The organism is Nocardioides nematodiphilus, from assembly GCF_020216525.1.
GTDB lineage: Bacteria > Actinomycetota > Actinomycetes > Propionibacteriales > Nocardioidaceae > Nocardioides > Nocardioides nematodiphilus.
The window spans coordinates 233,757-253,025 of sequence record NZ_JAIWOY010000005.1 but is presented as its reverse complement, the minus strand read 5'-3'; the positions used below and the strand labels follow the sequence as shown (position 1 = coordinate 253,025).

At 70.5% G+C, this 19,269-nt stretch carries 18 protein-coding genes and 1 tRNA gene; 10 read left to right on the top strand and 9 right to left on the bottom strand.

Annotated elements, in window-relative coordinates; genetic code table 11:
- Positions 1-35: 35 nt before the first annotated feature.
- Positions 36-926 carry an NUDIX hydrolase gene (locus KSO98_RS11125; protein ID WP_225285632.1) on the bottom strand — a complete coding sequence of 297 codons (891 nt, stop codon included), beginning with the start codon at positions 924-926 and terminating at the stop codon, positions 36-38.
- A 151-nt stretch (positions 927-1,077) separates the two neighbouring features.
- Between KSO98_RS11125 and KSO98_RS11120 the strand changes: the two genes are divergently transcribed.
- Complete coding sequence (locus KSO98_RS11120) at positions 1,078-2,097, top strand: hypothetical protein (RefSeq protein WP_225285631.1); 1,020 nt, start codon at positions 1,078-1,080, stop codon at positions 2,095-2,097.
- Between the two features lie 9 nt (positions 2,098-2,106).
- Here the strand turns inward: KSO98_RS11120 and KSO98_RS11115 are convergent, their stop codons facing one another.
- Complete coding sequence (locus KSO98_RS11115; protein WP_225285630.1) at positions 2,107-2,292, bottom strand: hypothetical protein; 186 nt, start codon at positions 2,290-2,292, stop codon at positions 2,107-2,109.
- Positions 2,293-2,476: 184 nt separating this feature from the next.
- Entirely contained in the window at positions 2,477-2,680 is a 204-nt protein-coding gene (locus tag KSO98_RS11110) for a cold-shock protein (RefSeq protein ID WP_225285629.1), read from the bottom strand.
- Positions 2,681-3,113: 433 nt separating this feature from the next.
- On the opposite strand from KSO98_RS11110, the gene KSO98_RS18910 reads away from it, so the two are divergent.
- Both KSO98_RS18910 and KSO98_RS11100 read left to right on the top strand, forming a co-directional pair.
- Positions 3,114-4,145 carry a phosphatase PAP2 family protein gene (locus KSO98_RS18910; RefSeq protein WP_225285628.1) on the top strand — a complete coding sequence of 344 codons (1,032 nt, stop codon included), beginning with the start codon at positions 3,114-3,116 and terminating at the stop codon, positions 4,143-4,145.
- Positions 4,142-5,899, top strand: coding sequence for a DUF8823 domain-containing protein (locus KSO98_RS11100; protein ID WP_225285627.1), 1,758 nt, complete (start codon positions 4,142-4,144; stop codon positions 5,897-5,899). Before KSO98_RS18910 ends, KSO98_RS11100 begins: the two co-directional genes overlap by 4 nt.
- A 95-nt stretch (positions 5,900-5,994) precedes the next feature.
- On the opposite strand, the gene pntB is transcribed toward KSO98_RS11100, so the two are convergent.
- The 3 genes from pntB to KSO98_RS11085 all read right to left on the bottom strand — a co-directional run bounded on the left by pntB (position 5,995) and on the right by KSO98_RS11085 (position 10,336).
- A complete protein-coding gene (gene pntB, locus KSO98_RS11095; protein ID WP_225285626.1) occupies positions 5,995-7,449 on the bottom strand; it encodes a Re/Si-specific NAD(P)(+) transhydrogenase subunit beta in 1,455 nt (484 codons plus the stop codon).
- A gap of 2 nt (positions 7,450-7,451) precedes the next feature.
- Entirely contained in the window at positions 7,452-8,996 is a 1,545-nt protein-coding gene (locus KSO98_RS11090) for a Re/Si-specific NAD(P)(+) transhydrogenase subunit alpha (protein WP_225285625.1), read from the bottom strand.
- A gap of 479 nt (positions 8,997-9,475) precedes the next feature.
- A complete protein-coding gene (locus KSO98_RS11085; protein WP_225285624.1) occupies positions 9,476-10,336 on the bottom strand; it encodes a hypothetical protein in 861 nt (286 codons plus the stop codon).
- A 152-nt stretch (positions 10,337-10,488) separates the two neighbouring features.
- On the opposite strand from KSO98_RS11085, the gene KSO98_RS11080 reads away from it, so the two are divergent.
- Positions 10,489-12,294 (top strand): multicopper oxidase domain-containing protein, encoded by a 1,806-nt coding sequence (locus tag KSO98_RS11080; RefSeq protein WP_225285622.1) that lies wholly within the window; start codon positions 10,489-10,491, stop codon positions 12,292-12,294.
- A 90-nt stretch (positions 12,295-12,384) separates the two neighbouring features.
- On the opposite strand, the gene KSO98_RS11075 is transcribed toward KSO98_RS11080, so the two are convergent.
- On the bottom strand, positions 12,385-13,125 hold the full coding sequence (locus tag KSO98_RS11075; protein ID WP_225285621.1) for an MBL fold metallo-hydrolase: 741 nt from the start codon (positions 13,123-13,125) through the stop codon (positions 12,385-12,387).
- A gap of 70 nt (positions 13,126-13,195) precedes the next feature.
- On the opposite strand from KSO98_RS11075, the gene KSO98_RS11070 reads away from it, so the two are divergent.
- The 3 genes from KSO98_RS11070 to KSO98_RS11060 all read left to right on the top strand — a co-directional run bounded on the left by KSO98_RS11070 (position 13,196) and on the right by KSO98_RS11060 (position 15,222).
- On the top strand, positions 13,196-14,158 hold the full coding sequence (locus tag KSO98_RS11070; protein ID WP_225285620.1) for a GlxA family transcriptional regulator: 963 nt from the start codon (positions 13,196-13,198) through the stop codon (positions 14,156-14,158).
- Between the two features lie 191 nt (positions 14,159-14,349).
- Positions 14,350-14,423 (top strand) — tRNA-Lys (locus KSO98_RS11065).
- A 49-nt stretch (positions 14,424-14,472) separates the two neighbouring features.
- Complete coding sequence (locus tag KSO98_RS11060) at positions 14,473-15,222, top strand: hypothetical protein (RefSeq protein WP_225285619.1); 750 nt, start codon at positions 14,473-14,475, stop codon at positions 15,220-15,222.
- A gap of 66 nt (positions 15,223-15,288) precedes the next feature.
- Here KSO98_RS11060 and KSO98_RS11055 read toward each other — a convergent pair whose 3' ends face one another.
- A complete protein-coding gene (locus tag KSO98_RS11055) occupies positions 15,289-16,743 on the bottom strand; it encodes an NAD(P)/FAD-dependent oxidoreductase (protein ID WP_225285618.1) in 1,455 nt (484 codons plus the stop codon).
- A gap of 304 nt (positions 16,744-17,047) precedes the next feature.
- On the opposite strand from KSO98_RS11055, the gene KSO98_RS11050 reads away from it, so the two are divergent.
- The 3 genes from KSO98_RS11050 to crcB are packed head-to-tail and all read left to right on the top strand — an operon-like array spanning position 17,048 to position 18,805.
- On the top strand, positions 17,048-17,914 hold the full coding sequence (locus KSO98_RS11050) for an ATP-binding protein (protein WP_225285617.1): 867 nt from the start codon (positions 17,048-17,050) through the stop codon (positions 17,912-17,914).
- A gap of 52 nt (positions 17,915-17,966) precedes the next feature.
- Positions 17,967-18,443, top strand: coding sequence for a FluC/FEX family fluoride channel (locus tag KSO98_RS11045; protein ID WP_225285616.1), 477 nt, complete (start codon positions 17,967-17,969; stop codon positions 18,441-18,443).
- On the top strand, positions 18,440-18,805 hold the full coding sequence (gene crcB / locus KSO98_RS11040) for a fluoride efflux transporter CrcB (protein ID WP_225285615.1): 366 nt from the start codon (positions 18,440-18,442) through the stop codon (positions 18,803-18,805). The genes KSO98_RS11045 and crcB overlap by 4 nt, the downstream gene beginning before the upstream one ends.
- 58 nt (positions 18,806-18,863) lie before the next feature.
- Here crcB and KSO98_RS11035 read toward each other — a convergent pair whose 3' ends face one another.
- Positions 18,864-19,208, bottom strand: coding sequence for a metallopeptidase family protein (locus KSO98_RS11035; protein ID WP_225285614.1), 345 nt, complete (start codon positions 19,206-19,208; stop codon positions 18,864-18,866).
- Between the last annotated feature and the right edge of the window lie 61 nt (positions 19,209-19,269).

The window sequence follows — 19,269 nt, the reverse complement described above, 5'->3', positions numbered from 1 at the left end:
GCGGATAGTGAGTGAACTAGCACCGGGCGCTCTTGTCAGAGCGATAGGTGGCGCTCTATAGCGACGACCTTCCCCTTGCGGATGTGGGCGACCGCCATCTCGCCCTTCTCCAGCGCCATCTTGCGGATCCCGAGCGCGGCGAAGATCCCGGGCAGCACCGGTCGGTGGCTGCACACCACCAGGGGCCCACGGCCCGGCAGGTCGTGGGCGAGCCCGAGCATCAGGGCGGCGGTCCTCTCGCTCGAGGAGCCCTCCTCGCTGAGCAGCACGGTCGGCTCGATGGTCACGTCCGCGGCCGCCGCGTAGGGCTCGACCGTCTGGCGACAGCGGGTGCTGGTCGAGGTGACGATCCGCTCGACGCCGTACGCGTCCAGGACGGCGGCGAGCCGCTTGGCCTGGCGCTTGCCCTCGGCGAGGAGCGGACGCGCCTCGTCGTCGCCGTGCCAGGTCGCCCGGGCACGCGACTCGGCGTGGCGCAGGATGACCAGCGGATACGTCCTCTTGCGGGTCGCGAGCGCCTCGCGCATCGTGGCGCGGTCGTGCGGATAGGTGAGGATCCGGGTCGCCTCGGCGATCGGCACCCAGGCGACCTGGTCGATCTCCCCGGGGCGCCGATAGCCGCTGACGTCGTCGTCGACGCCGTCGCGCACGCGCGCGGTCCAGTAGTGCACCCGCTTCCAGCCGCGGCCGACCCGGTAGCGCTGGGCTCCGAGCGGTCGCCCGAGCCGCACCCGCAGGCCGGTCTCCTCCTGGATCTCCCGCACCGCGGCGACGGTGGGGTGCTCGCCACGCTCGAGCTTCCCCTTGGGGAAGGACCAGTCGTCGTACTTGGGGCGATGCACCAGCAGCACCTCGCGTGGACCGTCGTCGACGCGGCGGAGGACAACGGCACCAGCGGCCTGGACGTCCCGGGTCGGTGCTGCCATGTGGGTAGGGTATTCGGCTCGGGCGGTCGCCGTCGCGAGCGGTGTCCGGTGGGTGTCCCGAGCGCGGCGGCGCGGGGAGCCGGGTCGGGCCGGATGCCCTAGGTTTCACACTGTGCGGGGCGAACGGGCAGTGGAACGGACACGAGTGCGGTTGATCGCCTCAGCGGTCGCGTTGGCGGTGATCGTCGCGGTCGGCGTGATCGTCGGCGCGCGCGCCTGGCACGGGGCGCACCGCAGCTCGCTGGAGCGCGCGTTGGACCTCGCCCCCAAGGACGCGGCCCGGTACTCGTGGACCGACTGGGCGGCGCTGCGGACGGCCCTCGGGGTGAGCGGCACGGGCACGGAGGCCGATGACGCGCTGCTCGACAAGGGGTACGACGCCGACCTCACCCCCGCCTCCTCGATCACGTCCTCGGTGGACACCCTGCGCGAGGCGTTCGGCTTCTCCCCCGCGACGATGTCCTCGGAGCTGCTGACCCAGTCGACGACCGGCGCCGCGCTCTTCATCACGCTCGACGACTCGGTGTCGTTCGACGCGATCCGGGCGCACCTGAGCGACGCCGGCTTCGCTCCGCCGTCCTCCGATCAGGGCGTGTGGGACGGCGGTGACGTCGCGGGCGTGGGTCCGGTGCCGATCCTCGGCTTCGCCGCCCTCGACGCCTCGGCACATCTCGTCGTCACCAGCGACTCGGCGGGCTTCCTCCGCGACGCGATGGCCCACCGCGGGGACGGCGATGTGCCGGCGCCGATCGCGCAGGTCGCCGCTCAGGTCGGGTCGCCGATCGCGGCCGAGCTGTACGACGGCGACTACACCTGCAGCCATCTGGCGATGGCCAACGCGGATGCGACCGACCAGGCGCAGGGCGAGCAGCTCATCGCCGATGCCGGCAAGGTCAACCCGGTGCTGGCCTTCGCGATGGCCCGGACCGCTCACGCCGTGCGGGTGGCCATGGCGTTCGCGGACCACGACCAGGCGAAGGTGAACGCCGCCACGCGGGCGAGACTGGCGAGCGGCGACGCTCCCGGGCAGGGCGGCACCTTCCCCGATCGGTTCGCTCTCGGCGAGGTCGCCGCGCGCGGAGCGGTGGTGACGATGGACCTCAAGCCCGTGGCGGACTCACCGGTGCTCTCGGACCTGTCGACGGGGCCGCTGCTCTTCGCGACCTGCTAGCCGGGGCGTCTAGTTGCCCGTGCGGGCGGCCGGCGGCACCGGCGGGGGCGGCCCGTCGACACCGAGGATGGTGTCGATCTCGTCCGGGCTGAGGTGCTCCTCGGACTCGCTCGCCGCGATGATGAGATTGGTGGTCAGCTCGACCTCCCCGAGGAGCTCGGCGTCCTCGAGCGAGATATCGAACTGATCGTGCACCTGGTCCTCCTCATCGCCGCCCGACAGCGTCCTTGCCCCCTGCTGTCGCGCGCACCCATACCCCGTCCAGGATAGGCCCAAACCACAAGGAGACCGGCGGGGAACACGGCGCGGTGCGAAATGGCAGCGAAGCCCCGGCCACTGGCCGGGGCTTCGCACGGTTCTGATCAGTCAGCGACTGGAATCAGAGGGGGCGGACGTTCTCCGCCTGCGGGCCCTTCGGGCCCTGGGTGACGTCGAACTCGACCTGCTGGTTCTCGTCGAGCGACTTGTAGCCGTTGGACTGGATGGCCGAGTAGTGCACGAAGACGTCGTCGCCGCCGTCCTGCTGGGCGATGAAGCCGAAGCCCTTCTCGGCGTTGAACCACTTGACGGTGCCCTGAGCCATTGCTCTGTTCTCCTACTGATCGGGGCGAGAGGCTGCCGATTTCGACGGCCCCACAACACGTGCGGTGACACGTCGCTCCGACCTGTGGGCACCTGGAATGACCCCTTGCCACAGAACAGAAACGCCGTTGGCTCACAAACTCCGCGGGCGTCAGACCACTTGGAACTTGCACCTGTTGCAGACAGGACATTACCAATCTGGCGCAGATTGAAAACCCCTGACTTCGGGAATTCTCGGCCGATCGCGGCCGCCTGCGGGTGACACCCGAGAACGACCACGGCCCGCGCAATGGGCGCAACAAACGCGGCGGCATCGGCTACCCGCCAGTACCGGTGGGGGCCGCCCGTGCGCGGCTCCGGTGTCGGCCGGGCCGCCTCTCCTGACCCGCATATCCCCAGGCAACAGCCAGACTGCGGCCCGTACGATTCCCTGCGTGGGTGCCACCAGCGTCGAGTCTCCTCCGCCGATCACCGACGCCGGCAGCGGTCCGCGCCTGGCGCCGGCGCTCGCGCTGATGGTGGGCACCGTCGTCGTCTTCGGACTGATCGCCGTCGCCCGCTCCCACCAGGTCGACGTCCCGTTCCGGGACCCGCACGGCAAGATGTTCGCCCGCAAGCTGCTCGGCGCCGTGTGGATCTTCGTCGTCCTGTCGATCGCCGACGTCGCCATCCGGTGGTGGCGCGCGGGCCGCGGCGCCGCCGCGATGCGCGCGGTCGTACGGACGCGATGGGCCCCCTCGCGTCTGGCCCTCGTCGGTGCGGGTCTGCTCGCCTACCACCTCGTCTACATCTGCTACCGCAACCTCAAGTCGTGGCTGGTCTTCCGCCCGATCCACGACGACCGGATGCTGCAGCTGGACCGCGACCTCTTCTTCGGCCACAGCCCGGCGACCGTGCTGCACCACCTGCTCGGCACCGATCACGCGGCGCACCCGCTGTCGTTCTTCTACGCGATCTTCACCTACGTGTGCACCGCCGCCCTGGTCGGCTGCCTGGCCTTCCTCGACGACATCCGCAAGGCGTACGTCATGGTGATCGCCGGCATGTGGACCTGGATCCTCGGCACGGCGTCCTACTACCTGATCCCGACGATGGGCCCGGTCTTCTCGGTGCCGCAGGAGTTCGCGATGCTCCCGCACACGGCGGTCACCGACATGGTCGCGGGCAACATCGCCGACCGTGCGCAGATGCTCGCCGACCCGCAGGCGCCCGGCTCGTTCGTGGGCGTGGCCGCCTTCGCCAGCCTGCATGTCGGCTTCACCACCACGGTCGTGCTGATGATGGCGTACCTGCGCAAGCGACTGCTGACCTGGCTCGCCGGGCTCTACCTGGTCCCCGTCGTGATCGCGACGGTCTACTTCGGCTGGCACTTCCTGCCCGACCTGGCCGGCGGCGCGCTCCTGGCGGCGATGTCGGTGCTGATCGCGCACGTGTGCGTCTACCGCAGCCTGCGACGGCCCGCGTGATCCAGCGGCTCCTGCACGACGTCCGCCACCGGACGGTCCTCATCACGCTCGTCGTCTCCACCGCGACCCTGCTGGTCTGGCGCTACGCGCTGGCCACGACCGGCGGCGACATCGCCGCCCAGGACGCGTGGTCGGAGTTCGTCCGGCTGCACCCGGGCAGCGCTTACAACTTCAGTTGGTACGGCGGCATGCACCCGGTCTCCTACAGCGTCGTCTCGCCGGCGATCATGGCGCGGCTCGGGGTCCGGACCACGCTGGTGGTCTCGAGCATCGGGCTCGCCACCCTCACCTCGCTGCTCCTCGTGCAGCTGCCGGCGCTCAAGCGGCCGCTGTGGCCGTCGCTGGCCGCGGTGGTCGCGGTGGGCGGCAACGCGATCTCGGGTCGGGTGACCTTCGCGCTCGGCATGATGTTCGCGCTCGCTGCACTCGGCGCGGTCGTCGCCTGGCCCTCCTCGTGGCGCCTGGCCGATCACCGCCGCAGGATCGCGCAGGGCGTCGTCGCGATCCTGATGGCGACCCTCGCCACCTTCGGCAGCCCGGTCGCCGGCTTCTACCTGGGCCTGGTCGCCGCCGCGCTGTGGCTGTGCCGGCGGCGGGCGGCGGCGTACGTGCTCGGCATCCCGCCGGTGCTGGTGGTGATCAACAGCGCGATCTGGTTCCCGTTCGGCGGCGTCCAACCGATGCACTGGTCGTCGGCGATCCTGCCGATCATCCTCGCTGTCGGCGTGTGGCTGGTCTCGCCCGCGGCGTGGCGGGTGGCGCGGCTGACCGCCCTGATCTACATCGTCGCGGTGCTGTTCGCCTGGCTGGTGCCGACGCCGATCGGCACCAACGTCGTACGGCTCGCGCTGATCTTCGCACCGGTGCCGCTGTTGGCGGCACTGGACTCCGGGCCCGACCAGAACCCGAGGCGTCGAGGCCTCCTGGCACGGCTGCCGCGTCGGTTGCTCATCGTGCTCGCGCTCATCACCAGTTTCACCTGGCAGGCGACCGTTGCGGCGGTCGACTACGTGCACGAGCGACCCAACGCCGCGTGGCGCTACGACATCAACGCGCTGCTGCACCAGCTCGCGATCCGCGACACCCATCTCGGCCGGGTGGAGGTGGTCCCGTCGCGCTCGCACCGGGAGTCCTCCGCGCTGGCGCCGTACGTCAACCTCGCGCGCGGCTGGAACCGGCAGGCGGACCTCCAGCGCAACCCCCTCTTCTACGACGCCTCCACGCCCCTGACCCCCGCGGCCTATCGCGCTTGGCTGGACCGCTGGGCGGTGCGGTACGTCGTCCTGCCGCCCGGCGACATCGACGGCGCCGGGCGCGCCGAGGCCGGTCTGGTCCGCGACGGGCTGCCGTTCCTCAAGGAGGTCTGGGCCAACGCCGACTGGCAGCTCTTCGCCGTCAAGCAGCCGACACCGCTGGTCGAGGCCCCGGGCACGATCGCGTCCTTCACCGCCACCCAGGTCGTGGTCACGGTACCGAGCAAGGCGACCGTGCTGCTGCGGGTGCCGTCCTCGCCGTGGCTGGCGATCGTCGACGCGCAGGGTGTCGCACTGCCGGCGCCGACCAGCACCGAGGAGGGACAGCTCCCGGTCAACGTGAACGGCTGCCTCAGCAACAGGCAGGAGCCGTCCGTGAGCGGCCAGCCGACCGACACCTGGACCGTGCTGCACGCGCCGGCCGCCGGCACCTACCGGATCGGGGCGCCGTACACGATCCCGCGTGGCACGCCCTGTCCCGAGGAGCTGGCCAACCCGTAGCGGAGCGCCACGCGGACCTCACGCAGGACCGGGGTGTGCGGTGCGGCCGCGCAGCGCGTCGAAGGTGTACGCGATGATCGTGCGCGTCATCGGCCTCACCTGTTCAAGGCTGCCACGATCTCCTCGACCTTGTCCTTGGCGTCGCCGAACAGCATCTGGGTGTTGTCGCGGAAGAACAGCGGGTTCTGCACGCCGGCGTAGCCCGCGGCCATCGAGCGCTTGAACACGATCACGTCCTTGGCCTCCCAGACCGTGAGCACCGGCATGCCGGCGATCGGGCTGGACGGGTCCTCCGAGGCGGCCGGGTTGACGGTGTCGTTGGCACCGATCACCAGGACCACGTCGGTGGAGGCGAGGTCGTCGTTGATCTCGTCCATCTCCAGGACGATGTCGTACGGCACCTTGGCCTCGGCGAGCAGGACGTTCATGTGGCCGGGCAGGCGCCCGGCGACCGGGTGGACGCCGAAGCGCACCTCGACGCCCTTGGCGCGCAGCTGCTTGGTGAGCTCGGCGACGGCGTGCTGGGCCTGGGCGGTGGCCATGCCGTAGCCGGGCGTGATCACCACGCTGTTGGCGCCGGCGAGGAGCTCGGCGGCGCTGTCGGCCTTGATCTCGTGAATCTCGCCCTGCTCCTCCTCGCCCTTCGCGGCGGGGGCCTCGATGCCGAAGCCACCGGCGATCACCGAGATGAACGAGCGGTTCATCGCCTGGCACATGATGTAGGACAGGTACGCACCGCTCGAGCCGACGAGCGCGCCGGTGACGATCAGCAGGTCGTTGTTGAGCAGGAACCCCGAGGCGGCCGCGGCCCAGCCGGAGTAGCTGTTGAGCATCGAGACCACGACCGGCATGTCGCCGCCGCCGATGCTCATCACCAGGTGCCAGCCGAGGAACAGCGCGACCGCGGTCAGCAGGGCGAGCACAACGGTGCCGCTGACACCGGTCTCGTGCCGGTCGAGCACGATGTAGACACCGGTCAGGGCGGCGAACACGATCAGCGAGCCGATGTTGATCGCGTTCTTGCCGAGCAGCATCAGCGGGGCGGACTTGATCTTCGCGCTCAGCTTGAGGTTCGCGACGATCGAGCCGGTGAACGTGACGGCACCGATGAAGATGCCGATCGCGATCTCAGCGTTGTGGATGTTCCACAGCGACTGGGGGTAGCCCTCGCCGAGGTGGACGACGACGGTCTCCCGGTGGCCGGCCCAGCCGATCAGGACGGCAGCCAGACCGACGAAGCTGTGCAGCATCGCGATCAGCTCGGGCATGCCGGTCATCTCGACGACACGGGCACGCTGCAGGCCGATCAGAGCGCCGACGACGACCCCGCACAGCATCAGGACGATCGCGAGACCGCCACCAGATCCGACGCCGCCGGTGGCGTCGTTGATGACCACGGCACCCGTCGCGAGCAGAGCCAGGGCCATGCCGATGATGCCGTAGGTCAGACCGTTCTTCGCCGACTCATGCTTGGACAAGCCGGCCAGGGCGAGGATGAAGAGGAGGGCGGCGATGATGTAGGCCGCGGTCGCGATCGCGTTGACGGTCATGATCAGTTGCCCTTCGAGAACATCGCCAGCATGCGGCGGGTGACGGCGAAGCCGCCGAAGACGTTGATGGAGGCGAGCAGTACGGCGATCGCAGCCAGGATCTGCATCGTGCGGTCGCCGGTGACGGTCACGAGCTGCAGCAGCGCGCCGACCACGACCACGCCCGAGATGGCATTGGTGACCGACATCAGCGGGGTGTGCAGGGCGTGCGCGACCTTGCCGATCACGTAGTAGCCGATCACGATCGAGAGCATCAGCACGGTGAAGTGCTGGGGCAGCGGCTGCGGCGCCCAGGCGACGATCGCGCCGAACACCAGCATCGCCACCAGGCTCCAGCCGAGCCGGGCCTGCGCCGACATCGGCTCCTTGACCGGCTTCGGCTCCGGCTTCGCCACCGGTGCCGCCGGTGCCGCCGAGACCTGCACGGGCGGCGGCGGCCAGATGACCTGGCGCTCATGGGTGACCGTGAGGCCACGCTGCACGACATCCTCGAAGTCGAGGACGAGGCGGCCGTCCTTGCCCGGCGTGAGCAGCTTGGCGAGGTTGACCAGGTTGGTGCCGTAGAGCTGGCTGGCCTGCGCGGGCAGGCGACCGGCCAGGTCGGTGTAGCCGATGATGGTGACGCCGTGGTCGGTGGTGACGACCTCGCCGGCGACCGAGCCCTCGACGTTCCCGCCCATGGCCGCGGCCATGTCGACGATCACCGAGCCGGGCTTCATCGAGGCCACGTCGGCGGCGGTGAGCAGGCGCGGGGCGGCGCGGCCCGGGATGAGCGCGGTGGTCACGACGATGTCGACGTCAGCGGCCTGGTCGGAGTAGAGCTGCGCGGCCGCGGCGTCGTACGCCTCGCTGGTGGCCTTGGCGTAGCCGTCCGAGGAGACCTGTTGCTCCTCCTGCGGCACGACCACCGGGAGGTACTCGCCACCGAGGGACTTCACCTGGTCGGCCACCTCGGGGCGCGGGTCGGTGGCACGCACGATCGCGCCGAGCGAGGAGGCGGCGCCGATGGCGGCCAGGCCAGCGACGCCGGCCCCCGCGATGAGGACCTTGGCCGGCGGTACCTTGCCCGCGGCGGTGACCTGGCCGGTGAAGAACCGGCCGAAGTGGTGGGCGGCCTCGATCACGGCGCGGTAGCCCGCGATGTTGGCCATCGAGCTGAGGACATCGAGGGACTGCGCGCGGCTGATGCGCGGGACCGCGTCCATCGCCAGCGCGGTCACGCCGCGCGCAGCGAGCGCCTCGAGCAGCTCCGGGCTCTGGGCCGGAGCCATCAGCCCGGTCACGTACGCACCGCTCCTGAGGCGCGCGACCTCGGCGACCGTCGGGCCGTTGACACGGAAGACCACGTCGGCGCCCCACGCGTCCTCGGCCGTGCCGATCCGCGCGCCGGCCTCGACGTACGCCTCGTCGGCGAAGCTCGACAAGGCACCGGCACCCGCCTCGACCACGACGTCGTACCCGAGCTTGAGCAGCTGGGCGACGGTGGTCGGCGTCGCCGCGACCCTCGTCTCGCCGGGACGGGTCTCGCGGGTCACTCCGATCAACATCGAGGCTCCTTCGTGGTTCTCGCGCTCCAGGGCTCTCGTGGATCGAGGTGCTCCCGGGCTTCGTGCTGGGGATCATGCCGGAATCAGGATGCCGAAGGTGTGACCGCCGTCATATGGATCGATCCACTCCTTGCGAAGTGACGCGGGTCATAGCGGGGGCGCGCTGCTCCGCGGCCAGTCAACCGCGAGGGGCCCCGGCCTGGAAGGGCCTGCGCGTCCTGGGACCGGCGGTCCTCCTCGTCTGGGGTCGACTAAGACATCGCGGGCTCGTGAAGGCAGGAGCGGTGATGCTTCCGGTCCGTGAGGCGGGGCAGAGCCCTGCACAATCGCCGAGGTGCGCGAGCTGGCCGCCGATTTCACCCCGCGACGGAACGAGGCGGCGGCCCGGGGCGCACCCGTGGCGAGGGACCGGCGTACCCGAGTCCGGACGCGAGTGAGCGCGGCGGGGCACTACCCCGCCGCGCTCAGCCGCGTCCGAGCTACTTCACGGTGACGATCTTGACCATCCCCATGAGCGCGTGCGGCATGCCCATCTTCTTGTCGGGCATGAAGCACAGGACCGCGTATGCGCCCGGCGCGAGGTGGAACCGCTGGGCCGTCCACTCGCCGGGGCTGACGATCGAGCCGCTGAACCCCTGACGCGTCATGTCGGCGAAGCTCGGCGGCGGCGAGTTCGGCCCCGAGCTCTGCAGGAAGCTCAGCACCTGGTCCCGCGTGGTCCCCGGCTGCACGGCCTCGAAGTCGACGAAGTGCGCGTAGTCCTTGGACCTGTTCTTGAAGACCAGCGTCCCCTTGTGCGGCAGGGTCGACCGGCCGCCCCAACGGGCGCCCGTGACCGCGACGACCTGGGCCTTGCTCGTCGGCGCGGCCGGGCGCACGGCCGGGCCCGTGACATGGACCTTCACGACGTTGGGTGACTTCACCCCGTCCGGCGGCGTACCGAAGACGTAGTAGGTGCCGGCCTTCGGCAGCTCCAGGGTGCCAGACGTAGGGCCGCTGGCGCTCGGGCCGCCGACGAAGTTGATGTCGGCGTACATCTTGCGGATCTTCTTGACGTTGCCCGCGAAGGCACCGGCGACCAGACCCTCGGCACGCTTCAGCGTCAGCCCGTGCTTGAGCGTCACCACCTGAACACCCCAGCCCGGGGCGCCACCGGTCAACGCGAACCGCACCGTGCCGGTGTGCAGCGTCGTGTCGCTGAGCCTCACCTTGCCATGCGAGTTGATGTGGATCTTGAGGATGCTGGAAGCGTCGGCGTGGACCGGTACGGAGACGACGGCGCCGGCGACGGCGGCGACCACCGCGAGACTGAGGGCGCGCGCACGGAGGAATTGATGCATGGTGCGGCCTTTCTAGGCGGGAAGTTCTCTCGACAGTGGCGCGCAGCCGCGCAGCCGCATGCGGACGTGTTCGCCATTCCCGTAAATCGGGTATGACGCGCACGGCCATGTCGCGGAGGGTTGGTGGGGTGGCGAGAACGGGCTCCAGGGTCATGCGCGCAGCCGTCACGCTGGTCATGGCCGTCGGCCTCAGCGTCGTGGTCGGCGGGCCGGTGCCTGCCTCGGCCGACCTCGGGGACACTCCCGTCAACGCCACCATCGTGATCCCGCGCGACGCGATGGATCACGGCTACGCGACCCGGCGAGTGACCGTGTCCCAGGATGGCGTGCTGAGCGCGGTGAACCTCGACAGCATCGACCACACGGTCACCTCCGACGCCACCGACGCGGGCGGTACGCCCCTGTTCTCGGTCCGCGTTCCTCCCGGCTCGACGCTGAGCGTGCCGGTCGCCGGCCTCGCTGCAGGCACCTACTGGTTCCACTGCACCTTCCACCCCAGCATGCGGGGGCAGCTGATCGTCACCGGCTCCCGCGGCGGCACAACGGGCACTCTGCCTTCCTTCGACCAGGCCCTGGTCGTCCCGCGTCAGGTCGCCGGGCGACACGTCCGGCTGGTGCAGCGGCGGGCGGGCGTCCGCGTGATGCCGGCGGGCCCGCTGACCCGGATGTGGACGTACGGCGGCACCTACCCGGGCCCCACGATCCGCCGTCCCACGGGCCACGAGACGGACGTCACCGTCGTCAACCGGCTCCCCCGCTCCGCAGGATCGACCTCGATGCACCTCCACGGCGACCACCACGCGTCGCAGTACGACGGGCAGCCCACCCACTCCCTCGTGCGCCACGGCCGGACCCGCACCTACCGCTACCCGCTCACCGACGACGGCCGGGCCGAGCCGGGCTCCTTCTTCTGGTACCACGACCACCGGATGGACCGCACCTCGCGCAACAACTGGAACGGGCTCCAGGGGATGATGATCGTCGATGACCCGGCCGAGAAGCGGCTGCGGCTGCCGCACGGGCGTCGGGACGTCCCGCTCATGATCAGTGAGCGTTCGCTCGACGCCCAGAACCAGCTCATCCATCCCGCGATGCCGACCATGGTCATGGACCACGGCGCGATGAGCTGGACCGGCCCGCACGCGCCGCCGAACGACGGCATCCCCGGCGAGCGGATCCTGGTCAACGGCCGCTACGCACCACACCTGGACGTCAGCGCGACGCGTTACCGGCTCCGGTTGCTCAACTCGTCGGGGTTCTCGATGTACGACCTCGCGCTCTCCAACGGGCGCCCGCTCGTCCAGATCGGCACCGGCGACGGGCTGCTGCGCCATCCCGTCGTGCGCCCGGACATCCTGCTCGGGCCCTCGCAGCGGGCGCAGGTCATCGTCGACTTCCATGGCCTGGAGGGACAGAACGTCGTCCTCACCTCCATCCCGCGCGCCGACGCGACGAGCGGGACCGGCTCACGGCCCGGAGCCGTGATGGAGTTCCGGGTCCGGCACGCCGCTCCCGACCGGTCCCGCATCCCGACGCAGCTGCCGTCGCCCGCGCTGGCCCCGGCTCCGCGCCACGTCACCCACACCTGGCATCTCGGCCTCGCGCACGGCCCTCACGGCAGGTCGTACTGGTCGATCGACGGCAAGGCGTTCGACCCGCACCGGGCCGATGTGACGGTCCCCCTGGGCAGCGTCCGACGGTGGCGCATTGTCAACGACACCCGGCTGACCCACTTCGTGCACCTGCACGAGGAGCAATGGCGCACGCTACTGCGCGACGGCCGGCGCCCTCCGCCCTGGGAGCGCGGCCTCGAGGACACCTGGCGGCTCGACCCGGGCGAGTCGATCGAGGTGGCGGCACGCTTCAGCGACTACACCGGCCTGTTCATGCTCCATTGCCACATGCTCGACCACGAGGACCACGGCATGATGGCCCAGTTCGACGTCGTACGACGCTGACGGCCGCTGCGGACCGACGTGTCGTGCTGGGCGAGTTCACGTGACCCTCAGGTGGACGCGGGAGAGGTTCCGCCTGAGTGCGGCCGAGCGTCAGAGTGCCGTCGCCACGCCTGGTTCGAGCAGCAGGAGCCGGGCGCCAAGACCTGCATACTCGAACGCCCGCGCCAACGACTCCCTGGTCTCGCTGAAGTGATCCCAACCATCTGCGTGCGCGGGGACGATGACTGCATCGCCGAGCAGGCCGGCTGCCTGGACCGCCGTGCGTCGGTTCAGGGTGATGTCGGTGTCGCCGAAGGCGCCGACATTGCCGGCCCCGGTGAAGAGCACGGCGACGTCGATCGGGAACCGGCTGGCGATCTCGCCGACGATGTCGACCGATGCGTTGTCTCCGGACACGTAGACCGTGGGTTCGCCGGCGGCCTGGAGGACGAATCCCGTGACGACACCGGTCAACGGTTCGCAGCCCTCCGGACCGTGCAAGGCGGGCACGGCCGTCACGGTCACGTCGCCGATGCGGGTCGACGCCCACGGCTCGAGCCCCGTCACGCTCGGAATTCGGTGCGCCGCTCCCGGTTCGGAGAGCACGACGGGCACCTGGGCCAAGAGCGCCCGGCCCGAATGATCCAGATTGTCGGCGTGCTCGTCGTGCGAGAGCAGGACCACGTCGACCCGCCCGACCTCGTCGACAGTGAGGGCGGGGCCGGTGAGCTTGTGCAGGGTCACGCGCCCTTCGTAGTCCCCGGGCGGGTCGAAGGTCGGGTCGGTCAGGAAGGTCGAGCCGGCGTAGCGGATACGGACGGTAGGGCCGCCGACGAGGAGAAGTTCAGTCATGGCAAAAGCGTGCCGTGCGTACGACCCGCCGACCATTGGCCCGAGTGCCACCGTTCCGTAAGATCGGGCCATGCAGCCCAGGCGCTCGGTCGCGGTCCTCGCCTATGACGGCGTGAGCCCGTTCCACCTCTCGGTGCCGCAGATGGTCTTCGGACTCGCCGGCGTGAGCGGCGTGAAGCCCCGCTATGACGTCGTCGTGTGCACTGAGGACCCCGGCGAGCTGACACTTGCCGGCGGGCTCACGCTCCGCGTGCCGATGGGGCTAGAAGCGCTGGCCACAGCGGACGTCATCGTGGCACCGAGCTGGGACCCGGAGGTCGAGCCGTCAACGGCGTTGCTCGGCTCCCTGCGGGCCGCACACGAGCGCGGCGCCCAGCTGATCGGCCTGTGCCTGGGCAGTTGGCTGGTCGCGGCGACCGGTTTGGTCGACGGGCGCACGGTTTCCACGCACTGGGCTTCCGCCGTCGAGCTCGCTGAGCGCTTCCCCGCCGTCCACGTCGCCGCCGATGTGCTGTGGAGCGACCTCGGCGACATCGTGACGTCTGCGGGTGTCGCAGCCGCGCTCGACTGCTGCTTGCACGTCGTCCGCCAGCACCACGGCAGCACATATGCCGCCTTCGTCGCCCGGGCGATGGTGATGGCTCCGCACCGCGTCGGTTCGCAGGCGCAGTACATTCCGGCGCCCGTCACCGACGCGGGCGAGGACACCCTCGCCGTAGCGATGGGCTGGGCGCACGACCGGCTTGACGAGCCGATCGACCTCACCGCCTGGGCCCGTGCGGGCGCGATGTCGCGACGGACCTTCACCCGGCGCTTCAGCGAGCGTATCGGCTTGAGCCCGATGCGCTGGCTGCTCCTGCAGCGGGTCGATCGGGCACGCCGCCTGCTGGAGTCGACGAACCTGCCCATCGACCATGTCGCCGCCCGCAGCGGCTTCGGGTCTCCGGAGGCGCTGCGTTACCACTTCCGTCGCCAGCTCGGCGTCACGCCGACCGAGCACCGGGCCCAGTTCGGCGAGCTCGAGCCGGCCTGATTCTGACCGCTCCGTCTTCGAGGGTGGTGTGAGCCGATCGGGGTCTCGCCGCCGGCCACCCACATCTACTCTCAGTCGCCTCAAGGCCCAGGTCCAGGCTCCTCAGCGTCTTCCGCGCGGACCGTTAGCGACGGCGGCAAACCACACCGGGTGGATTTCCCATGGTTTGCTCGACGTGATTGTCTACCCCCGCCCCGTTAGCTCAGTTGGTTAGAGCAGCGGACTTTTAATCCGCGGGTCGTCGGTTCGAGCCCGACACGGGGTACTTCCGACAACTTCCCTCGTGCCGTTCGTCGCGCATCTACGCTCTGGTCATGAGCGAGACCGACGGCACCGGGCGGGGGGCCGACCTCTTCGAGCAGTGGCTGGCCCACCACGAGGGCCGTCCGGAGGACGTCGAGCCGGAGCCCCAGCAGATGCCCGGATCCGAGGCATCCGCGCACGTCGAGCCGCAGCTGCCCGATCACAACGTCGCCGCAGCGAGCGTCCTGGCCGCGCTCCGGGCCGAGCCGGATCCGGAGCCCGCGGCGGTCGAGGACCCCGCGCCGGTGGCTGCCGAGCCCGCGTCGGCCGATGAGGTGCGGGCAGAGCAGACCCGAGCGCCGTGGCCCTCGAACCCACCGCTGGACCCGGTGCCCTCACTCGCCCAGACGATCTTCTTCAAGCCCCGCGGCGGGACCCAGCGCATCCTCGGCCTGCTGCTGCTCGGCTTCCTCGCGCTGACCGCCGGCGCGGCCTGGTGGGCGTACCAGGACCGCAGCTACACCAGCTACGCGATCGCCGGCATCGTCGCCGTGGTCACCGGCGTCATCTGGGCGACCCGGACCAGTGCCACCCCGGCTCGGCTCACGCTGCACGGCAGCGAGCTGGAGATCGTGCGCAACGGCAGTAAGGCACTCTTCGACCTCGCCCACGTCCAGGTCGAGATGCACGGCACGCCCGGCGGTCGTGGCTGGAAGGTGCTGATCCTGCGGCGCTCGATGAGCCCGTACGTCATCGACTCCTCCATGGTCGACCCACGCGAGTTCACCTACGTGGTGCGGTACTTCCACCCCGAGATCTAGCCCGGAGATCTAGCCCCGAGATGACGAACGCCCCGGCGCGCGGCCGGGGCGTCCGTTGGGAGGGTGTCAGTGAGCGGTGACGCCACGCTCGCCCGCGTCGGTGAGACGGGCCTCCTTGGCGGCCTGCTCCTCGAGCTCGTTGCGGCGCGCCTCGAGCAGACGCTCGGTCTCGCCCGGGTCGGAGACCAGACCGGTCGCTCCGCCGTCGATCTGCTCCAGCGCCTGGCGGGCGAAGATCTGCTGCAGCGTGGTGGTGCGCTCGCTGCGGTCGCGGCCGAGGAACGAGATCGCCCAACGCAGCACCGCGGTGACGCGGTTCTTGAAGCCGGTCAGGTACGCGAGGTGGACGACGAGCCACATCAGCCACGCGATCAGGCCGGTGAACCGGAGCTTGCCGACCGTCGTGACGGCCTTGCCACGGCTGATGGTCGCCATCGAGCCCTTGTCGAAGTACTTGAACTCCTGGGGGCGGGGCTTGCCGGCGAGGTCGGCCTTGATCGACTTCGCGGCGAACTTGCCGCCCTGCATCGCGACCTGCGCGACACCCGGGAGGTTCTTGAGGCTGATCATGTCGCCGAGGACGAAGACCTCGGGGTGGCCCGGGAGCGTCAGGTCGTCGTTGACGGCGATCCGGCCGGCGCGGTCGAGCTCGGCGCCGGTCTGCTCCGCCAGGGTCTTGCCGAGCGGCGAGGCCTGCACGCCGGCGGCCCAGATCTTGGCGACCGAGTCGATGCGGCGGGTGCTGCCGTCCTTGAACTTGACCTCGAGGCCGCGCTCGTCGACGGCGGTCACCATGCCGCCGAGGACGACCTCGACGCCGGCCTTCTCGAGGGCCTTCTTGCTGTACTCGCCGAGCTTCTCGCCGAACGGCGGCAGCACCTGCGGAGCCGCGTCGACCAGGACCACGCGCGCCTGACGGCTGCTGATGTGGCGGAAGTCCTGCTTCAGCGTACGGCGGGCGAGCTCGGCGATCTGGCCGGCCATCTCGACGCCGGTCGGGCCGGCGCCGACGACCACGAAGGTGAGCAGGTCGTCGACATTCTCGCCACGGGCGGCGCCGAGCTCGGCGAGCTCGAAGGAGCCGAAGATCCGACCGCGCAGCTCGAGGGCGTCGTCGATCGACTTCATGCCCGGGGCGAACTCGGCGAACTGGTCGTTGCCGAAGTACGACTGGCCCGCGCCGGCGGCGACGATCAGCGAGTCGTACGGGGTGACCGACACACGGCCCAGCAGCTCGCTGGTGACCGTCTTGTTGGTCAGGTCGATGCCGGTGACCTCACCGAGGAGGACGGTGGCGTTCTTCTGCTTGTGCAGCACGTCGCGGGTGGCCGGCGCGATCTCGCCCTGGGAGAGGATGCCGGTCGCGACCTGGTACAGCAGCGGCTGGAACAGGTGGTGGGTCGTCTTGGCGATCATCGTCACCTCGACGTCGGCGTGACGCAGGGCCTTGGTGCCGAAGAGCCCTCCGAAGCCCGATCCGATGACGACGACCTTGTGCTTACCTGCCTGGCTGGCGGCCATGCCAATCCCTCTCTCAGTGATCCCTTGGATCGTTCAACATCCATTCTCGCGCGTTGATGCCCGCGTTGCCCACTCGGGGTACCCATCTCGATGGTCACACTTACGACCGGAATAAATCATCTGTTTGGCGTGCCTTTCACACGGGTAAGAGATCGCAGGACAGACTGATCGCCGTCTGGCCACCATCCCGTCCCCGCCTCGTCCTCTCTCGGCCGTCACGCAGGAGATCGCAAGCGTGCCCCTCACTCGTCCCGCTCTGACACTGGCCCGCGGCCCCCGCGGTGTTCAGGACGCGCGGCGTTGGGTGATCCAGACGTGCCAGGACATCGGCCGCACCGATCTGATCGAGTGCGCCGAGCTGGGGGTCTCCGAGCTGGTCACCAACGCGGTGCTGCACGGCGCCGACCCGATCCAGGTCCGCGTCCGCGGCACCCGGGAGCATCCGCGCGTCGAAGTCCGAGACGCCTCCGTCGAGGGGCCGATCCTGCCCGGACCCCTGGGCCTCGACCCCGACGACGACCTCCTGCTGACCTTCGGTCGTGGCCTGTCCATCGTGGCCCGCAGCTCGGACGCGTGGGGCGCGGAGATCGAGTCGGACGGCAAGGTCGTCTGGTTCGCTCCGGCGAGCCAGATCTCCGAGGACGAGGGCGTCGAGGGCGTCATCCACGGTCCGGACGCACCGCCGGAGGACGAGCTCGAGGACCCGGTGGACGTACGGATCCTGGGGGTGCCGCTGCGGCACTACGTCGGCTTCCAGACCCACTTCCGCGAGCTGCGCCGCGAGGTCCGGCTGCTGGCGGTGGCGCACGAGGCCGACTACCCGCTCGCCAAGACCCTCTCGGACCTCTTCAGCGTCCTCGAGCGCCAGCTCCGTGATGGCATCGGCCTGAGCGACATGGAGGGCGCGCTCGCCCAGAACGCCGACGTCGCGGACCTGTCCGTGCGGATGCCGCGCGAGGCGGCCACAACGCTGCGCCGCTTCGTCGACCTGCTCGACGTCGCCGACGAGTTCTGCCGTCAGGAGAGGCTGCTGTCGCTGGCACGCTCGGACGATCAGCGCGAGTTCCAGCGCTGGTTCCTCGGGGAGTACGTCCGGCAGGCCGCCGGCGCCGCGCCGACCGCGTGGGTCGAGCCGCAGACGGAGCCGTCGGCGCTGCGCGTCGTGCGGTGAGGCACGGGAGCCACCCTCGCAGCGCGTCGATGTGTCGATAGGGTCTGGCCTCGTGGAGACCGACTCCGATGTCGAGCTTGCCGTACGCCCGGCGCCGCACCCGTGGCTGGTGCTGCGCGAGCACGCGCATCTCGTACCGATGATCTCGCTGGGCGGCGCGCTCGGCGCGCTGGGCCGCTGGGGGCTGGCGCAGGCGATGCCGCACCCCGCCGGCGCGTGGGCGTGGGCGACGCTGTGGACCAACCTCGGCGGGGCCTTCCTGCTCGGGCTGCTGATGTCGTGCGTGCTGACCGTCTGGGCGCACACCCGCTACGTGCGCCCCCTGCTGGGCGTCGGCGTGCTGGGCGGCTTCACCACCTTCTCCACCGCCGAGCTCGACACCCGCGGGCTGGTCGCCGCGGGCCATCCCGGCGAGGCGCTGGCGTACGTCGCGACGAGCGTCGCGCTCGGCCTGGTCGCGATCATGCTGGGCCTCGGCCTGGGCAGCGCCCTCCTGCGGCGCGGCCGGCCGCGCAGGGTGACCCCGTGACGGCCCTGCTGGTCCTGCTCGGCGGCGCGATCGGCGCCCCCACGCGCTACCTCGTCGACGTCGTCGTGCAGTCGCGGCACGACTCGGTGCTGCCGTGGGGCACCATCTCGGTCAACGTGGCCGGCTCGCTCCTGCTGGGCCTGGTCGCCGGGCTGACCTACGTCTCGGACGCGCCGACCTGGGCGCTCACCCTGGTCGGCACCGGCTTCTGCGGCGCGCTGACGACGTTCTCCACGTTCTCGTACGAGACGGTACGGCTGGCCGAGGCCGGGCGCTGGCGCGCGGCGACCGGCAACGTGGTGATCTCGCTGGTCCTCGGCCTGGTCGCGGTCGCCATCGGCTGGGAGCTCGGCACCCTCTGACGGCCCCGGACGTCATCCGCCACGCTCCGCAGGCGGGCTCGGCGCGTCGGACGTCCTGCTAGGCCCAGCCGAGCTCGTGCAGGCGGGCGTCGTCGATGCCGAAGTGGTGCCCGATCTCGTGGATCACCGTCACCCGGATCTCCTTGACCAGCTCCGCCTCGTCCTCGCAGAGCTCCATCAGCGGGCGGCGGAAGACGAAGACCTGGTCGGGCAGATGGCCGGCCGCGTCGAGGCCGAGCGTGCTGCCGTCGTAGAGCCCCAGGAGGTCGTCCGGCTCCCCCGGCGGCGGCTCCTCCTCGACCAGCACCACGAGGTTGTGCACCATCGCGGCCAGCTCGGCAGGGATCAGGTCGAGCGCGTCGTCGACGAGCTCCTCGAACCGCTCGCGACTGACCTCGACCACGTCAGCAACGTAGCCGAGCACCACGAACCCGCCTGGAGGGCTCCCTGCGGTGCCGGTCTTC

Bases quoted from the DNA above. Each gene is read 5' to 3' on its own strand.
- KSO98_RS11080 (WP_225285622.1), top strand. From the start codon at position 10,489: ATGCGCGCAGCCGTCACGCTGGTCATGGCCGTCGGCCTCAGCGTCGTG.
- KSO98_RS11055 (WP_225285618.1), bottom strand. From the start codon at position 16,743: ATGGCCGCCAGCCAGGCAGGTAAGCACAAGGTCGTCGTCATCGGATCG.
- KSO98_RS11125 (WP_225285632.1), bottom strand. From the start codon at position 926: ATGGCAGCACCGACCCGGGACGTCCAGGCCGCTGGTGCCGTTGTCCTC.
- KSO98_RS11070 (WP_225285620.1), top strand. From the start codon at position 13,196: ATGCAGCCCAGGCGCTCGGTCGCGGTCCTCGCCTATGACGGCGTGAGC.
- pntB (WP_225285626.1), bottom strand. From the start codon at position 7,449: ATGACCGTCAACGCGATCGCGACCGCGGCCTACATCATCGCCGCCCTC.
- KSO98_RS11090 (WP_225285625.1), bottom strand. From the start codon at position 8,996: ATGTTGATCGGAGTGACCCGCGAGACCCGTCCCGGCGAGACGAGGGTC.
- KSO98_RS11075 (WP_225285621.1), bottom strand. From the start codon at position 13,125: ATGACTGAACTTCTCCTCGTCGGCGGCCCTACCGTCCGTATCCGCTAC.
- KSO98_RS11085 (WP_225285624.1), bottom strand. From the start codon at position 10,336: ATGCATCAATTCCTCCGTGCGCGCGCCCTCAGTCTCGCGGTGGTCGCC.
- KSO98_RS11060 (WP_225285619.1), top strand. From the start codon at position 14,473: ATGAGCGAGACCGACGGCACCGGGCGGGGGGCCGACCTCTTCGAGCAG.
- KSO98_RS11110 (WP_225285629.1), bottom strand. From the start codon at position 2,680: ATGGCTCAGGGCACCGTCAAGTGGTTCAACGCCGAGAAGGGCTTCGGC.